A 14,204-nucleotide genomic window follows, 5' to 3' on the forward strand; every position below is an offset into this window, starting at 1 on the left:
ACTTCAGCAGTTATGGGAAAGGCAGCCGTTCGGCTGCCTTTTTTATTTGAAAACGACTGTTTTTTGACCGTTCAACATAACCCGATTTTCAAGGTGCATTTTTACGGCACGAGCAAGAACACGGCTTTCCACATCGCGGCCAGTCGCCACAAGGTCATCAGCGGTCATTGAATGGGTTACTCGCTCTGTTTCCTGCTCAATGATTGGGCCTTCATCCAGATCAGGGGTCACATAGTGAGCCGTTGCGCCGATAAGTTTCACACCACGTTCATGGGCCTGATGGTAAGGCTTGGCGCCCTTGAAACTGGGCAGAAACGAATGATGGATATTGATAATGCGGCCAAATAACCGATTAGATAAATTATCAGACAAAATCTGCATGTAGCGGGCAAGAACAACCAGATCCGCATCTTTCTCAAAACTCAGCTTCAATAATTTTTCTTCTACGTCAGCTTTGTTCTCCCTGGTTACGGGCCAATGGTAGTAGGGGATACCCTCGACTTCCGCGGTTTTTTGACTGTCTTCATGGTTCGAGACAATGGCGACAACTTCTGCGTTAAGCCACCCAACACGAATTTGATAGAGCAGATGAAGCAATGCATGATCGAATTTGGAGACCATAGCGATGATGCGTGGTTTTCTAGCGGCATCACTTAACCCAACCTTCATCTGAAAACGTTCAACAGCTGGTGTTAAAGCATGTTCTAGCTTTTCTTTTGTAGTTTCAGCGGGCGCTGCAAACGCAATTCGCATAAAAAATCGATCTGTTTGCTTGTCCCAGAACTGATTACTTTCAGTGATATTGCATCCATTAGCTGCAAGTTCAGTGGTTATGGCAGCCACAATTCCGGGTTTGTCTTCGCATGACAGGTTCAAGATGAAGTTTTGTTCAGGCATGTTATCAAACTCAAGTTGTCTTATTCATTGTTTTGATTTGTTTGGGGCAGGTGCTTTTACGCAATTGCGATGACCTTGCGGAAATATGAGAACCTGATGAGAAAAAGAAGCGCCATCACTTAGCGTGACAGATTCAAAACCCATGGTGCTAATCAGATCCAGGAAGGTGAGGCTTTCTGCAACGCCACTTTTTGCAAAAATGGGTGTGGTCCTTGCACTAACTGATAGATCAGCGAGAAGCGCCCGTGCCCTGTAAATTGTATTCAAGTACCCTTCCTGTTTGGAAATGATCATGAGTTTGGTTGATTGTCCACCTTTGGCGAAAACTGAGTAAGGGGATTCATACTGCTGGTTTTGTTGACCACTTTTGATCCCGATTATGAAACCCACCCGGCGCTTCTTATTGACATCCTTTAGTGTGGGAACTCGTGCGCAATAGGCCTCGATTTGCTGCGGGGCAGGGTAGTAATATCCTATATAACGATCATTTGTCTGAGCGTAAGAAGAATTCGCCAGCGCAAAAAAAGCCGCTGCAGAAATTACTATGCTTTTGAAAGTGATGCCCATGCGTCCCGTCCCATAAATTGAAACATGGTTTTTGCATATAGGACAGGACGGGGCAACAGTGGAATTTAAGAAACCTCTGCCATCCAGTCATTTAAGATGTTTTTGGCTCTTTTTTTTGCCTCTTCGAGGGTGTCTGCCTCTTTTCCTTCTACTGGGGCTGTCAGTTCAATGACATACCCGTTGGGATCTCTGAAATAGATAGATTCAATAAACCCATGGTCTGCAACACCTCTGGTTTCAATGCCAGCGGCTTTCCCTTTTTCAAACATGTTCATCATATCGTCATAAGCAACCTCAAGGGCGATATGTAAGTCATAATCATGTTGTTCTTTAAAGTCGAACTCCATACCTGGAACTTCAAAAAATGCGAGACATGACCCATCATCCATTTGATAGAATGTATGAAGCGCATTTGTTGAGCGGCCAGTCTTTGTCTCCCCAATGGGAAACGCATTGACCAACGGCAGGCCAAGGAAGTCTTCGTAGAAGGCTCGTGTTTCCTCAGAGTTGCGACAGCGATACGCGTTGTGATGTAGCCCTTTAATCATGCTATAATCCTTAGTCGTTTCGCACCCCGTGCCCTATATTTGAGAACAAACTAGCCGAAGATCAACCCTTCAATTGAAAAGCTGTCGATTTTCCTTGTAATCCGGCGGTTTTTTAGCGATAAGGCGCAAAATTTTAGATCCTCCATAAAACTTACCGGTAAGCAGAAAACATGGAAAAAACATCAGATGTGATCAGGCTTGATCCCGCTACTGAGCAGGATTTGAAGCCGGACTATTTTGTCCAGAAGGACGGCATTGTCTTTGCGGGTACACATTTGATAGTAGATCTTTGGGATGCTGAGAATCTAAATGATGCTCAGTTGATCGAAAAAACCCTAAAAGAATGTATCAAAGAAGCGCAAGCTACTTTACTGCATTTCCATATTCACGCGTTTGAGCCAAACGGTCTTTCCGGTGTTGCTGTGCTTGCTGAAAGTCACATCAGTTTTCATTCATGGCCGGATCAAGGGTATATGGCGCTTGATATCTTTATGTGTGGTAAGGCCAAGCCACACAAGTGCATTCCTATTCTAAAACAGGCCTTCAAACCGAAATCGATCCAGATCAATGACCTGAAAAGGGGAGTAATTGGATGATTGAGGTTTTTGACGAGAACTTACACTCTGGCGTAAATCTCGCACTGGAAGTAGGGGAGATTTACTATCGGGAAAAAACGGATCTGCAGGATCTGATGATTTTCGAAAATCCCCGTTTCGGCAGAGTCATGTCACTGGATGGTGCTGTTCAAACCACGGAAAAAGACGAGTTTATTTATCACGAAATGTTTGTACATGTGCCAGTGCTGGCGCATGGCAATGTGAAACGTATCCTGATTATCGGTGGTGGTGATGGCGGCGCTGCGCGCCAAGCCATGAAATACAAGAATGTGGATGTCACACTTGTGGATATTGACCGTACTGTCATTGATCTTTCGATCAAATATATGCCTAGCGTAAGCGGCGGAGCCTTCGAAGATCCGCGGATGAACCTTGTTGTTGCGGACGGTTGCAAATTCGTCAAGGAAACAGACGAAAAATGGGATGTTATCGTCGTCGATTCAACGGATCCACATGGCCCGGGTGAAGTTCTTTTTACTCAAGAGTTTTATACTGACTGTAAAAGCTGCTTAAGCGATGGCGGTATTATTGTGACCCAAAACGGGGTCCCATTTGTTCAATCAGATGAACTTCGCAATAGCTATGATCGCTTTGGAACTATTTTTGAGGACGTGAGTTTCTATATGGCGACAATCCCGAGCTATGTCGGTGGACCGTTGGCCTTCGGATGGGCGACAGATAACCCTCGCCTGCGGAAACTGGATCTGGGAGTGCTGGCTGACCGGTATTTAGCGGCGGAAATCAAAACGGATTATTACACTCCTGAAATTCATCAGGCGTCTTTCGTTCTGCCGCTTTATGTTCAGAAGGTTTTGACTGAAGAAAAATAGCGGTTCAGCATTCTACCACATTCACAGCTAGGCCTCCTTGTGAGGTCTCCTTATATTTGCTGAGCATGTCGAGACCTGTCTGACGCATGGTTTCAATCACCTCGTCAAGTGATACAACATGTTGACCATCGCCAGACAAGGCTAAACGGGCAGCATTAATCGCCTTCATAGCCCCCATGGTATTGCGCTCAATACAGGGAATTTGAACCAAACCGCCGATTGGATCACAGGTGAGGCCCAGATTGTGCTCCATTCCAATTTCAGCCGCGTTTTCAACTTGTTCGTTCGTGCCGCCAAGAACCGCTGTTAGTGCGCCCGCTGCCATCGAGCAGGCAACACCCACTTCTCCCTGGCATCCCATTTCTGCAGCGGAGATGGAAGCACGCTTTTTATAAATCGACCCAATCGCGGCGGCCGTCAGCAGGAAGTTCCTGGTGCCTTCTTGCGTAGCGCCAATACAGAAGCGTTGGTAATATTTGAGAACGGCCGGGATCACACCAGCCGCGCCATTTGTCGGGGCTGTAACGACACGGCCCCCCGCTGCATTCTCTTCATTTACCGCAAGAGCGTAGAGATTGACCCAATCGAGCACAGTGAGCGGGTCACGTGAGGCCCGCTCAGGGTTAGCCATCAGTTCTGAGTACAGGCTTGGTGCGCGTCGTTTAACGTCCAATCCACCAGGCAGAATACCCTCTGTTTCACATCCTCGCTGGATGCAATTGATCATGGCATCCGCAACTGAATCGACAAATTCCAGTGTCTCTGTTTCCTCTCGCCAGCAGCTCTCGTTCTCCAGCATAATTTCGGCGATAGAGAGGCCGGTCTCCTTTCCGATCGCCAACAATTCATCCGCAGAAGTGAACGGGTGGGGAAGAGAAATATTGTGGCCTTTTGTTTCAGCCCGGTCCCCTTCATCATGGGTTACGACATATCCGCCACCCACTGAGAAATAGTCCTTGGTCGCTATTTGGTTGCCATCTGAATCAAAGGCGTAAAACCGCATTCCGTTAGAATGTTCAGGAAGCATTTTGTCTTTTAGGAAGAGAAGATGTTCCTCTTCGTGGAATTCAATCAGCTTGAGCCCCAATAGGTTCAGCCGTTTCTGTTGCCTGATGTTTTCCAGCGTAAGTGGGATGCTTTCAGGAACGACTTTCGAAGGGCGTTCGCCGCTTAGCCCCAGCATTATGGCAAGGTCAGTACCGTGCCCATGTCCGGTGAGAGCAAGAGAGCCATATAATTCGACAATCACACGGTAAGTTTTTTCCAGAATATTTTTTCCGGACAGTAAATCAACAAATCGTTTTGCGGCACGCATGGGCCCCACAGTATGAGAAGAGGAGGGGCCAATACCAATGGTATAGAGATCCGTGACAGAGATGTTGACTTCCAGCTGGGAGCTTTCGACAGGTTTAATTTCCCTGCGCCAATGGGGCACAACGGGTGTGACGTTACCGGGGGTCTGAATTTTTGTATCTTCTGTCATTGCGGCATCCTTTAAAAAATACCGCCAAACGGTATCTCCTTGATGCCCCCTCTGTCCGTTTACCTGAAAGATTACCGCTTTAAAGCGGCTTACCTCTTCGGTGGGGCACAAGCCCTCTCTCCAGAGTTCTGATCACTGACAGTACGGGTGCCTGAAAGTTTCCGGGGCGGTTGCTCCTTCGGCGTCGGAAGACCGATCTCTCCCATCAGTGATATCCAGATATCATTACTACTTATACCGTTCAGGCTAAGAGGCAAATTGAAATCGGTCAAGCGATATAAGATAACAACTTAGTCAGCCAGTTCACCAACCGTTGCAACGCTCATATGTTCCATCAACCGAAGAAGGACTACTTAAAAGTTGATATTCATTGTAAGCGGCCGCAGTAATGCACGCGTGGTTAGGTAAAATACGCACCTGACTTCCAATTGGAAAATCGTCCAATTGATACTCAAGCCCATCCAAAGAGATCAACCCATGTTCTTGATTCATGCTCGAAATATACAAATTATCAATTGGCTTGCCGGTTTTTGCGTGACAGATTTGGCCGAAATGTTTGTTGCCCATTTCGTTCACTTTTCCTGGATCGGCAGATAACGCAAGGCTTCCTGCGTCTAAAAGTAGGCGATTATGTGTTTTGTTATGGCTTATGACTGTTGAAAGAACAGATATGGCAATGTCCGATTTTTCACAAACATTCAGCGCTTCCATGACAAGATCCTGAAAGACATAAACGCCTGCACGTACTTCGGTAATGCCTTTGAAATCATCAGCAAAAGTAGCGGTTGGAGTCGAACCGACGCTGACTATTGGGCAAGGAAGCCCGGCTTCGCGAATTCTTGAAGCCGCTGTTGTAATGCCGATCTTTTCGTCGATTGCAACTTGTTTAATAGCAGCAATATCATTGGCAGCATATGAGCCCCCTGAATGGGTCATTACTCCAGCAAGAGACACTCCGTTTTGATCATTGATGAAGGTTGCAAGAGGTAGAAGAGCATCATCATCTGCTTTAATTCCTGCACGCTTACCATCACAATCGATTTCGATCAGGCATGGGAAACTGGTATTCAGTTTTATTGCTGCATCAGCAATCTGTTTTGCGCCCTCTATATGATCAAGAATAAGGGTAATTTGAGCCCCCCGATCCTGTAGTTTTTTAAGACGAATGAGTTTATGCGGCGTAGCAGATACCGCATAGAGAATATCGCCGTATCCCCCTTCGAAGAAATACTCCGCTTCGGCAATTGTGGAGACCGTTATCGAAGCATCAGGCCCTACAGGTTTGATTTGCTTGGCAATCTGCAAGGATTTGCACGTTTTCAAATGAGGGCGCAACTGAACAGAATGCAGATCAAGTTTATCCTGTAATCGCTTGATATTTCTTCTCATTATATCTTCGTCAAGCAATAGGGTTGGGGTGTCTAATTCTTCCAATGTCATCTGCATCACATAAATTGCCTGTTTCAATAACAACACGATATTGCAAAACTAGCTGTAGAATGTTTCTATCAAATTCTCAACAGATTGCTTGGCAAATATACAATAAGGTGGGATCGTGGGGCGTATTCTTTTTGGATCTGAATTTGGGGCCAATCTCGGCCACATCTACCCTATGCTCCGGTTGGCGGACAGGCTTAGACAACGCGGGAATCACGACATAATTTTCGCCGTCAGAAACCCGCTACAGGCAACTGAAAAAATCAAAAGCCATGGCTACAAAGTTCTTCAAGCCCCTTTTTGGACAGTTCCGCCAATTAAGGACATCAACAAACTTCCCACTGCCAGATATACAGATGTTCTGGCAAGACAGGGTTTTGGTTTGACGGGACGTTTGGAAAATTTAGCAAGCGCATGGATCGATCTTGTTGAGACCATTGATGCAGACCTCGTTATTGCGGATCATAGCCCCTGTCTCAGTTTTGCCATGCGCGGCACGCGTCCAATGATCAATATGGGGAACGGGTTTACCTTGCCGCCAAGCTCCGTTGAAGAATATCCGAGACTTCAAAAAAGAGCCGATTTGATTGTTGAAGAAAAGCAGCTTTTAGGAGTTTTCCAAAAAGCAGCAGAAAAACTGGGGATAAGGCCGTTGGAAAGACTGCCTCAGATTTTTGATACAGAAGGCGCATTTGTTGTGACTGTTCCCGAGATGGACGCTTATGCGGATCTTCGCACCGAAGAATATGTGGGGCCTATTGAAGACCACCTTGAACCATGTGAAGGTTTGGGGCCGGAAAGAGTATTTTTATACATGGCTTACACGGCCAAAGGGGCTCAAAAAACCATCGAAGCCGTCAAGCAGTCGGGTGTACCTGCAACCCTATTTGTGAGAAGTGCACCGTTAGAATTTTTAAATAAATATCAAAGTGATAAGATGGAAATGTTGCGGGAGCCTGCTGATTTCTCAAAAGTTATTCCAGCTTCCAGCCTTGTCATTCACTCCGGGGGTGGGGGTACCTCCACCACTTGCATGCTCGCTGGAAGACCTCAGATAATTTGCCCATCTCATTTGGAAACCAGGCTGAATTGTGCGGCTATTACCAGGCAAAATGTCGGCTACCGAATTTCTTCAGAAAGTTCAGTTGACGAAATCGCAACCCTGATAAAAGAGGCGGTAGAAGACATTCAACTACAGGAACGCGCCCTCCACCTCGCCAAGAAACTGGATGGCGAGGACTGGAAAAACGGCCTGGATATCATCTGCGACAAAGCCGAAGAGCTTATTGCCTGATTACTTTAGTAGTTCGAATATTATTTGGCAATTGCACCATATTTAAGAACCCATAAAGGCAGAAAAGCCGCAACTTCTCGGCTTTGTCCATCAAGCTCGATGGCAAACTGGCTTTCCTTCAGGTCAATTCGGACAATGCGTCCGTTGAAGTGACATCTTTCTACTGTACCTTGCGGGTTCATAAAGCCTTCGATGTCTTTATCGAGGGCGATTTCAGGAAGCATGCCATTGAGCAGCAGGCCATTGAGAGACCAATTTTCAGTCCCAAATGTATGTTCGCCTAATGTGACCTGTAAAACGGGATTGTAGACGCGAAAAGAGCCGCGTTGTTCAAATCTGTTTGGAACACTTTCGTTCAGTTGCGAGGTATGAAGCATATTTTTCTCCGACTAAAAAAGGTCATCTGAAAAACTCATTCGCAACCTTCATGCCAGTTCTACTGAACAGGTTCTCGAAGTTTATGCCAGGCTTCTACGCGCTGTTGAACTTCTACAATTTGCTCTTCAGTGAGGTCTTCTTTGAGGCGGTCAGATAGTCTGTTTACACGTTTTATTGTTGTCGGATTTTTAACCGTTTCAGCCGCTAAAATCAGCCATTTTAAGGCTTCGAGCTTGTCTTGTTTAACGAAACGACCTTCTGCGTAAATTGTCGCGACGGCTATTTGACTTAAGGAATCCCCTGCATCCGCTTTGGGTAAGTGTTTCAATAATTCCCTTTTATGTAAGCGGGTGATTTTTGCCTGAACCTTCTCTGACATACCCAATGCATGAGGATAATTTTGCCGGGCGGCAAGTTCATACCACTTGAGCGCGGAAAAAAGATCTCTTGGAATACCTTGCCCATTTTCCAGCATAACGGCGACATTAAACTGAGCGTCCGCATCCCCATTTTGGGCTGCCTTTAGCCAGATCTCATAAGCCTTCTGATATGCTCCTTGTTTAAAGGCTGATGCGCCGCTGGTGCTTTCGGCATTTGCGTGTTGGAAAGTGACAATTAGTGACACTGTCAGACATAAAGACAGAAGTAGGCGCGTTGTCATTTTCTATTCCCTATGTCTCCAGCAATAGCTTTGATGCTTGGAAATTGCATTAGTTGAAATACGCGAAATCAGCGTATGATTCGAAGTAATTCTTACTTAAGAAGTGCCCGGCTCTTCATATTACACGTTTAGGTTAAGCGCTTTTACGACGTATTTCGAGAATTTTCCTGAAAATACAAAAAATGTATCATATTCGTAATAATGTGTCAGTGTATTGCTAATATATTGTTCATAAATGACAAAAAAGAGAAAAAAATGATGAAATGTCAAAAATGACAATTTGTCATTGTGTGAGGTTTGTGCTATAAAATAGGGGAGCTTGATAATCGGGCGATTAAAGATCCGGGAAGGGCTCAACGGTAGAACCGAGTTATATAATAATAAGGAGGAAATGCCTGATTTAGTGATACTGGATCAGGGGTCGTCAACCTCCAGATCACCTAACCGCCGAGAAGAGCAGGGGGCTGATCTATGACAGATATAGGTAGGCCAATAACAATAAAAACAAAATGGTCTATGATGTTGAAACCCTAGTCCTCAGGACAGGGTTTTTTCTTTGCCCGAATAGCATGCAAAAAAAGAGGCCGCCGTAAACGGCGACCCTAATTAAATCACTTGGCTTTTTTATAGTTATCCAGCGTATCGTTGTACGATTTGCTTGCCGAGTGAATTCATATGAACTTGGTCTGGACCGTCCGCAAAGCGAACTGTTCTTGCATAAGCGAAAGCTTCCGCAAGGAAGGTATCCTGACTTAATCCCATCGCACCATGCGCTTGAATAGCACGATCAATTACGGTTTGTGCCATATTTGGTGCAACGATTTTGATCATCGCGATAAGGTCTTTAGCATCCTTATATGTACCTTCATCCATTTTCTCTGCCGCACGCATTGTAAGTAGGCGGGCTTGCTCGATTTCACAGATAGATTTGGCAATGTCTTCACGAATGGAACCTTGTTCGCTGATTTTCTTGCCAAAAGCGACACGGCTATCCACGCGTTTACACATCAATTCCAAGGCACGTTGAGCGCAACCAATAAGACGCATGCAGTGGTGAATACGACCAGGGCCAAGACGACCTTGCGCAATGGCAAAACCATCCCCTTCTTCACAAATCAGGTTTGTTGCTGGAACGCGGACATTCTCGAAAAGAATCTCTGCATGCCCATGCGGGGCATCGTCAGAACCGAAGACTTTCATTGGGCGCAAAAGGGTGACGCCTGGAGTATCTTTAGGGACGAGGATTTGAGATTGTTGGCGATGCCGATCTGCACTTGGATCCGTCTTACCCATTAGAATGAAAATCTTACAGCGCGGATCTGGCGCGCCACTGATCCACCATTTGCGGCCATTGATGACATACTCGTCACCATCTCTTGTTATGGAACATTCAATATTGGTAGCGTCGGAAGAGGCGACTTTGGGCTCAGTCATGGCAAAGGCGGATCTGATCTCACCCTCCAGCAGAGGAAGCAGCCATTTCTGTTTCTGTTCTTCCGTACCGTAACGCGCCAATACTTCCATGTTACCAGTATCAGGTGCGCTACAGTTAAACACTTCAGCGCCAATCAAGGAACGTCCCATAACTTCACAGATGGGGGCGTATTCAAGATTTGTAAGCCCGCTACCGTATTCGTTGAACTCCGCAAGAAATAGATTCCAAAGTCCTTCAGCTTTCGCCTTAGCTTTCAGCTCTTCCATAATTGGGGGAATGGTCCAGCGGTCGTCAGCATTTTCTATATGTTCGATATACGCTTCTTCCGCATCGTAAACATGGGCTTCCATAAAAGCTTCGACGCGCTCTTTAAGCTCTTGTGCCTTAGGGGAAATGTCAAATGCCATGCCTGCTTCCTTTGATGACTTGAATTGATGCGAATATAACTGCTTGCATAACATTCTGGAAATTTATAATTGATATATATTGGTATAAATTTGATGAATGATGAATATGGACCTCAATCTCTTTACTGTTTTTGTCTCTATATATGAAACTAGAAACCTTACGGAAACAGCACGCCGTCTCCACAAAACTCAGCCTGCGGTAAGCAACGCACTGGGGAGATTAAGAGTTGAAGTGGGAGATCCGCTCTTTATTCATGGCGGAGGCAAAATGAACCCGACCCCGGTTGCCGACGAACTTATCGGGAATGTGAGGCAGGGAGTTAGTCTTCTCCAAAAATCGGTAGTAAGGGAGCCTGAATTTGATCCTTTTCAAGCTAAAAAGAGCCTGAGAGTGAGTATTGGCGATATTGGCGAAGCGGTTCTGTTACCTCCTCTCTATAAAGCGCTACACGAAGAAGCGCCAAATCTCACCTTTCAGGCTTATCAGGTTGAGCGTCGACAAATGTTGCGTCAGTTAGCGTCAAATGAAGTGGATTTTGCCGTGGATATACCCCTTGTCTATGACGACCCGGACCTTCGGCAGGTTTCTTTATATTCTGAAAGGCAGGTATGTGCTGTTTCGAAGAACCATCCACTGGCTCAATCAGACATTCTGGAGTTGGGCGATTACTTAAATGCTCAGCATATCCATGTCTCATCGCGCCGAAGAGGCGGCGGTGTAGCAGATATTGGCTTGGGTAAAATTGGCGCGAAACGGGATAATGTAGTTCGTATGCAGCACTATAATGGCGCCTTTGCTTTGCTGGAAAATTCTGACTTGTTGCTTACAGTACCTTACTCACTCGCCAGGTTATATGAATGTCATTATTTTGACCTGCCCTTTGAAGCACCCACTCTTGATCTCAATTTATATTGGCATAGTTCCTCAGAACAATCTGCTATCAGCCGGTGGGTAAGGGCGCGTTTTATTGAAATTGCAAATAAGGTTGCCAGGTAATTTCTTGCTTTGAAGTGGGGAATGTGGTTTCTGCCCGATATGGATAATTTGGACGAGCAAACAGAACCTACACTATATCTTATTCCAACACCCATCGGGAACTTGGAAGATATCTCGTATCGGACAATTCGTATTCTGCAGGAAGTGGATGCACTTGCCTGTGAAGATACGCGTCATACCAGGAAAATATTCGAACGATATGAATTGCAAAGTCCGGGTATCATATTTCCGTGTCATGCCCACAATGAAGATCGTGCCGTTGGTCGCATTCTTTCTCTCCTGAGAGATGGTTTGAGTGTGGGATTGACATCGGATGCTGGTGCCCCAGGAATTAGTGATCCGGGCCAGCGCGCAGCCGCTGCGGCGATCGAAGCCGGTTATCATGTGGAAGCCTTGCCAGGCCCAAGCGCCGTTATCACCGCCTTGATGGTCTCTGGACTGCCGGTTCCCGCATTCAGTTTTTTGGGCTTTTTGCCGCGTAGACCAGGTCGCCAGAAGAAGTTATTTGAAGCATTTGCAGAAACCCCTTCCGCAATTGTGTTTTTTGAATCACCATTTAGGGTGACAAAAATCCTGAAAGTGGCAGCAGAATGTTTGGGGGACCGAGAGGTCGCAGTATGTGTAGAACTTACCAAGAAATTTGAGAAGATCCATCGCGGCACTATGAGCCAAGTAGTTGAAGATCTGGATGGATCTAAAATTAAAGGCGAAGTCACAATTGTCATCGCTCCTCCGCCACAAAAGAAGGAAAAGGATGAGGGGCGGGAAGTTGATCCGATTTACGGGTAGTACCCTCTTCAAATATTTGTGAAAACTAATGGATGATGCTAGGCTAGCGATTATGTCTCTATTTTACAGGAAAAGGAGATCCATATGAGCGTGGCTGGTATTCTGAAAACGAAAGGGACGACTATTATCACGGCTAAAGTTGGTGATAGCGTGTCAGTTGCTTCAGCAATTTTGGCGGATCACAATATTGGTGCCGTGCTGGTCTTGGACAGCGTAGGGCAAGTAGCGGGTATTCTTTCTGAGCGCGATATTGTGGCGGCGTTGGCCAGAAGCGGTTCTGGTTGTTTGATTGTAAATGTCGAAGACTTGATGACAAGAAATGTGATCGTGTGCAAGCCAAGTGATTCCATTGACGATATTCTGTTGATGATGACCGAAAAACGCATTCGCCATTTACCAGTAATGGATGACAGCAAACTTCTTGGCGTCATTTCCATTGGTGACGTTGTGAAGCATCGTATGGATGCTGTTGAGCAAGAAGCCGCTGCGATGCGCGATTATATTGCAACAGGATAAGTCTAAGACAAAACTTCCAACGCGTGATGCAAGAAGGGGAGGGATCTGCTAACGGCATTCCTTCCCTCTTCAATCATCTCTGTGGCTTTATCAAATTCCAGCAATCCATAATGAGCAAGGCGCGGCGCTACTGTAACGTCTGGTGGGTCTCCCGCAAGGCGTGAGCGACTTAAGCGATCCTGAACAATGTTGAGTGATGACATCATAACGCCAAAGATACTTGGCTCAGCCCCTTTTTTGTCAAAAAATCGGTGCTTCATCATATTGACGGGCGAGGTAAGCGAGCCGAAAATTGAGTCTTGCTCCGAATAGTCCTCCTCACTTTCACCTACATGCGTCATCCCAAAAGCATCCGCATTGAGATTGACGGCTATTACAAGTCTTGCCCCAAGTGCGCGGCACACGGAAACAGGTACTGGATTGGTGAGGGCTCCATCAATAAGCCAGCGGTTATCTATCTTCTGGGGGGTGAATAAGCCAGGTAGTGCGTAGGAAGCGTTTATTGCCTTGCCAAGATGACCCTTTCGTACCCAGATCTCATGTCCAGTTCCAAGTTCCGTTGTGATGGCCGCAAAAGGGACGGGGAGGTCTTGTATTTGCATGTCACCTATTGTGTCTTCAATTGTACGGTAGAGTTTTCTTCCTGAAATCAATCCGCCGCCTGATAACCTCAAGTCAAGAAATCTAAACATGCTGGCGCGCCCAAGGTTGAGGGCCCATTCCTCCAGCTTGTCCATTTTACCGGCGAGGTACATACCGCCAACGAGCGCTCCAATGGATGTGCCGCAGACAAAATCCGGTTCGATTCCCTGTTCTTCAAGAGCTCTCAATACACCAATATGTGCCCAACCCCTTGCGACACCACTTCCAAGTGCTAATCCTATTGTTGGCCTTGGCATGTTATTTTCTCCTTTAGAATGGCTGATTGAAATGTAAGCTTTTCCGTCGATCAAAAAAAGTTCAAAAATAGGTGTTGACTTGTTGATGTGATATGGGCATTTTGCGCCTCCCGCCGACAGGGCGAGACAACACCAGAAAGAGACGAAATGTCGTATTCGTTTTTGCTTGTGTTTGTTAGAAAAAAACGATATAAAGTTTTTTCGTTTTTTTGAAAATTTCCTGTTGACGGGGTTGGGTGAGTGGCTATATAAACTCTCTCAACGACGCGGTCGAAGAGATCTGGTTGAAACCAGGGCGGTTCGGCAGCGTTTTTTTGTCGCCTAAAGCGACGGTTGTTAATTTACATTGTTGAGATGAGAAGAAAGAGATGCGCGGGCAGCGATAGCTTGTTTTAGTGAGTGTTTGCAGTGCGTGCATCGACAGTAATTTTGTTACAAAAATTAAAGTC

Annotated in this window: 16 protein-coding genes and 1 riboswitch; of the genes, 6 read left to right on the forward strand and 10 right to left on the reverse strand. The window is 46.0% G+C overall.

Annotation, left to right across the window (positions count from 1 at the left end):
* Positions 1–42 precede the first annotated feature (42 nt).
* From purU to GUA87_RS16380, 3 genes are all read right to left on the reverse strand, one after another.
* The gene (gene purU / locus GUA87_RS16370) at positions 43–897 is read right to left on the reverse strand and encodes a formyltetrahydrofolate deformylase (protein WP_193717697.1); all 855 of its coding nucleotides are present in this window, start codon (positions 895–897) and stop codon (positions 43–45) included.
* 24 nt (positions 898–921) lie between these two features.
* A complete protein-coding gene (locus GUA87_RS16375; protein ID WP_193717698.1) occupies positions 922–1,464 on the reverse strand; it encodes a molybdopterin-guanine dinucleotide biosynthesis protein A in 543 nt (180 codons plus the stop codon).
* Positions 1,465–1,529: 65 nt separating this feature from the next.
* Complete coding sequence (locus GUA87_RS16380; protein WP_193717699.1) at positions 1,530–2,012, reverse strand: VOC family protein; 483 nt, start codon at positions 2,010–2,012, stop codon at positions 1,530–1,532.
* Positions 2,013–2,182: 170 nt separating this feature from the next.
* On the opposite strand from GUA87_RS16380, the gene speD reads away from it, so the two are divergent.
* Entirely contained in the window at positions 2,183–2,608 is a 426-nt protein-coding gene (gene speD, locus GUA87_RS16385) for an adenosylmethionine decarboxylase (protein ID WP_193717700.1), read from the forward strand.
* Positions 2,605–3,459: a polyamine aminopropyltransferase gene (gene speE, locus GUA87_RS16390; RefSeq protein WP_193717701.1), complete on the forward strand. Its 855-nt coding sequence runs from the start codon at positions 2,605–2,607 to the stop codon at positions 3,457–3,459. The genes speD and speE overlap by 4 nt, the downstream gene beginning before the upstream one ends.
* A 4-nt stretch (positions 3,460–3,463) precedes the next feature.
* Here speE and GUA87_RS16395 read toward each other — a convergent pair whose 3' ends face one another.
* Together GUA87_RS16395 and GUA87_RS16400 are read right to left on the reverse strand one after the other, a co-directional pair.
* Entirely contained in the window at positions 3,464–4,942 is a 1,479-nt protein-coding gene (locus tag GUA87_RS16395; protein WP_193717702.1) for an L-serine ammonia-lyase, read from the reverse strand.
* A gap of 129 nt (positions 4,943–5,071) precedes the next feature.
* Positions 5,072–5,157, reverse strand: a riboswitch (glycine riboswitch).
* Positions 5,158–5,245: 88 nt separating this feature from the next.
* Complete coding sequence (locus GUA87_RS16400) at positions 5,246–6,382, reverse strand: alanine racemase (protein ID WP_193717703.1); 1,137 nt, start codon at positions 6,380–6,382, stop codon at positions 5,246–5,248.
* 115 nt (positions 6,383–6,497) lie between these two features.
* Here GUA87_RS16400 and GUA87_RS16405 point away from each other — a divergent pair, with 115 nt between their 5' ends.
* Positions 6,498–7,673 carry a glycosyltransferase gene (locus tag GUA87_RS16405; RefSeq protein ID WP_193717704.1) on the forward strand — a complete coding sequence of 392 codons (1,176 nt, stop codon included), beginning with the start codon at positions 6,498–6,500 and terminating at the stop codon, positions 7,671–7,673.
* Between the two features lie 20 nt (positions 7,674–7,693).
* Here the strand turns inward: GUA87_RS16405 and GUA87_RS16410 are convergent, their stop codons facing one another.
* The 3 genes from GUA87_RS16410 to GUA87_RS16420 all read right to left on the reverse strand — a co-directional run bounded on the left by GUA87_RS16410 (position 7,694) and on the right by GUA87_RS16420 (position 10,554).
* On the reverse strand, positions 7,694–8,050 hold the full coding sequence (locus GUA87_RS16410; protein ID WP_193717705.1) for a hypothetical protein: 357 nt from the start codon (positions 8,048–8,050) through the stop codon (positions 7,694–7,696).
* 59 nt (positions 8,051–8,109) lie between these two features.
* A complete protein-coding gene (locus GUA87_RS16415) occupies positions 8,110–8,712 on the reverse strand; it encodes a tetratricopeptide repeat protein (protein WP_193717706.1) in 603 nt (200 codons plus the stop codon).
* A 630-nt stretch (positions 8,713–9,342) separates the two neighbouring features.
* Complete coding sequence (locus GUA87_RS16420; protein WP_193717707.1) at positions 9,343–10,554, reverse strand: acyl-CoA dehydrogenase family protein; 1,212 nt, start codon at positions 10,552–10,554, stop codon at positions 9,343–9,345.
* A gap of 97 nt (positions 10,555–10,651) precedes the next feature.
* On the opposite strand from GUA87_RS16420, the gene GUA87_RS16425 reads away from it, so the two are divergent.
* The 3 genes from GUA87_RS16425 to GUA87_RS16435 all read left to right on the forward strand — a co-directional run bounded on the left by GUA87_RS16425 (position 10,652) and on the right by GUA87_RS16435 (position 12,856).
* Positions 10,652–11,551 carry a LysR family transcriptional regulator gene (locus GUA87_RS16425; protein WP_193717708.1) on the forward strand — a complete coding sequence of 300 codons (900 nt, stop codon included), beginning with the start codon at positions 10,652–10,654 and terminating at the stop codon, positions 11,549–11,551.
* Positions 11,552–11,572: 21 nt separating this feature from the next.
* Positions 11,573–12,340, forward strand: coding sequence for a 16S rRNA (cytidine(1402)-2'-O)-methyltransferase (gene rsmI, locus GUA87_RS16430; RefSeq protein ID WP_193717709.1), 768 nt, complete (start codon positions 11,573–11,575; stop codon positions 12,338–12,340).
* 84 nt (positions 12,341–12,424) lie between these two features.
* Positions 12,425–12,856 (forward strand): CBS domain-containing protein, encoded by a 432-nt coding sequence (locus GUA87_RS16435; protein ID WP_193717710.1) that lies wholly within the window; start codon positions 12,425–12,427, stop codon positions 12,854–12,856.
* A 2-nt stretch (positions 12,857–12,858) separates the two neighbouring features.
* Here GUA87_RS16435 and GUA87_RS16440 read toward each other — a convergent pair whose 3' ends face one another.
* Positions 12,859–13,755, reverse strand: a complete 897-nt coding sequence (locus GUA87_RS16440; RefSeq protein ID WP_193717711.1) for a patatin-like phospholipase family protein — start codon at positions 13,753–13,755, stop codon at positions 12,859–12,861.
* A 244-nt stretch (positions 13,756–13,999) separates the two neighbouring features.
* The coding region (locus GUA87_RS18000) for a hypothetical protein (protein ID WP_227712099.1) at positions 14,000–14,204 on the reverse strand (205 nt) is incomplete at its 5' end.

It is taken from the genome of Sneathiella sp. P13V-1, assembly GCF_015143595.1.
In the GTDB taxonomy this organism is placed as follows: domain Bacteria; phylum Pseudomonadota; class Alphaproteobacteria; order Sneathiellales; family Sneathiellaceae; genus Sneathiella.

What these genes read in the sequence shown, in the direction of transcription:
- GUA87_RS16440 (WP_193717711.1), bottom strand. Translation starts at nt 13,755, where the DNA reads ATGCCAAGGCCAACAATAGGATTAGCACTTGGAAGTGGTGTCGCAAGG.
- GUA87_RS16395 (WP_193717702.1), bottom strand. Translation starts at nt 4,942, where the DNA reads ATGACAGAAGATACAAAAATTCAGACCCCCGGTAACGTCACACCCGTT.
- speD (WP_193717700.1), top strand. Translation starts at nt 2,183, where the DNA reads ATGGAAAAAACATCAGATGTGATCAGGCTTGATCCCGCTACTGAGCAG.
- GUA87_RS16415 (WP_193717706.1), bottom strand. Translation starts at nt 8,712, where the DNA reads ATGACAACGCGCCTACTTCTGTCTTTATGTCTGACAGTGTCACTAATT.
- GUA87_RS16380 (WP_193717699.1), bottom strand. Translation starts at nt 2,012, where the DNA reads ATGATTAAAGGGCTACATCACAACGCGTATCGCTGTCGCAACTCTGAG.
- GUA87_RS16435 (WP_193717710.1), top strand. Translation starts at nt 12,425, where the DNA reads ATGAGCGTGGCTGGTATTCTGAAAACGAAAGGGACGACTATTATCACG.
- GUA87_RS16425 (WP_193717708.1), top strand. Translation starts at nt 10,652, where the DNA reads ATGATGAATATGGACCTCAATCTCTTTACTGTTTTTGTCTCTATATAT.
- rsmI (WP_193717709.1), top strand. Translation starts at nt 11,573, where the DNA reads ATGTGGTTTCTGCCCGATATGGATAATTTGGACGAGCAAACAGAACCT.
- purU (WP_193717697.1), bottom strand. Translation starts at nt 897, where the DNA reads ATGCCTGAACAAAACTTCATCTTGAACCTGTCATGCGAAGACAAACCC.
- GUA87_RS16375 (WP_193717698.1), bottom strand. Translation starts at nt 1,464, where the DNA reads ATGGGCATCACTTTCAAAAGCATAGTAATTTCTGCAGCGGCTTTTTTT.
- GUA87_RS16400 (WP_193717703.1), bottom strand. Translation starts at nt 6,382, where the DNA reads ATGACATTGGAAGAATTAGACACCCCAACCCTATTGCTTGACGAAGAT.
- GUA87_RS16410 (WP_193717705.1), bottom strand. Translation starts at nt 8,050, where the DNA reads ATGCTTCATACCTCGCAACTGAACGAAAGTGTTCCAAACAGATTTGAA.
- GUA87_RS16420 (WP_193717707.1), bottom strand. Translation starts at nt 10,554, where the DNA reads ATGGCATTTGACATTTCCCCTAAGGCACAAGAGCTTAAAGAGCGCGTC.
- speE (WP_193717701.1), top strand. Translation starts at nt 2,605, where the DNA reads ATGATTGAGGTTTTTGACGAGAACTTACACTCTGGCGTAAATCTCGCA.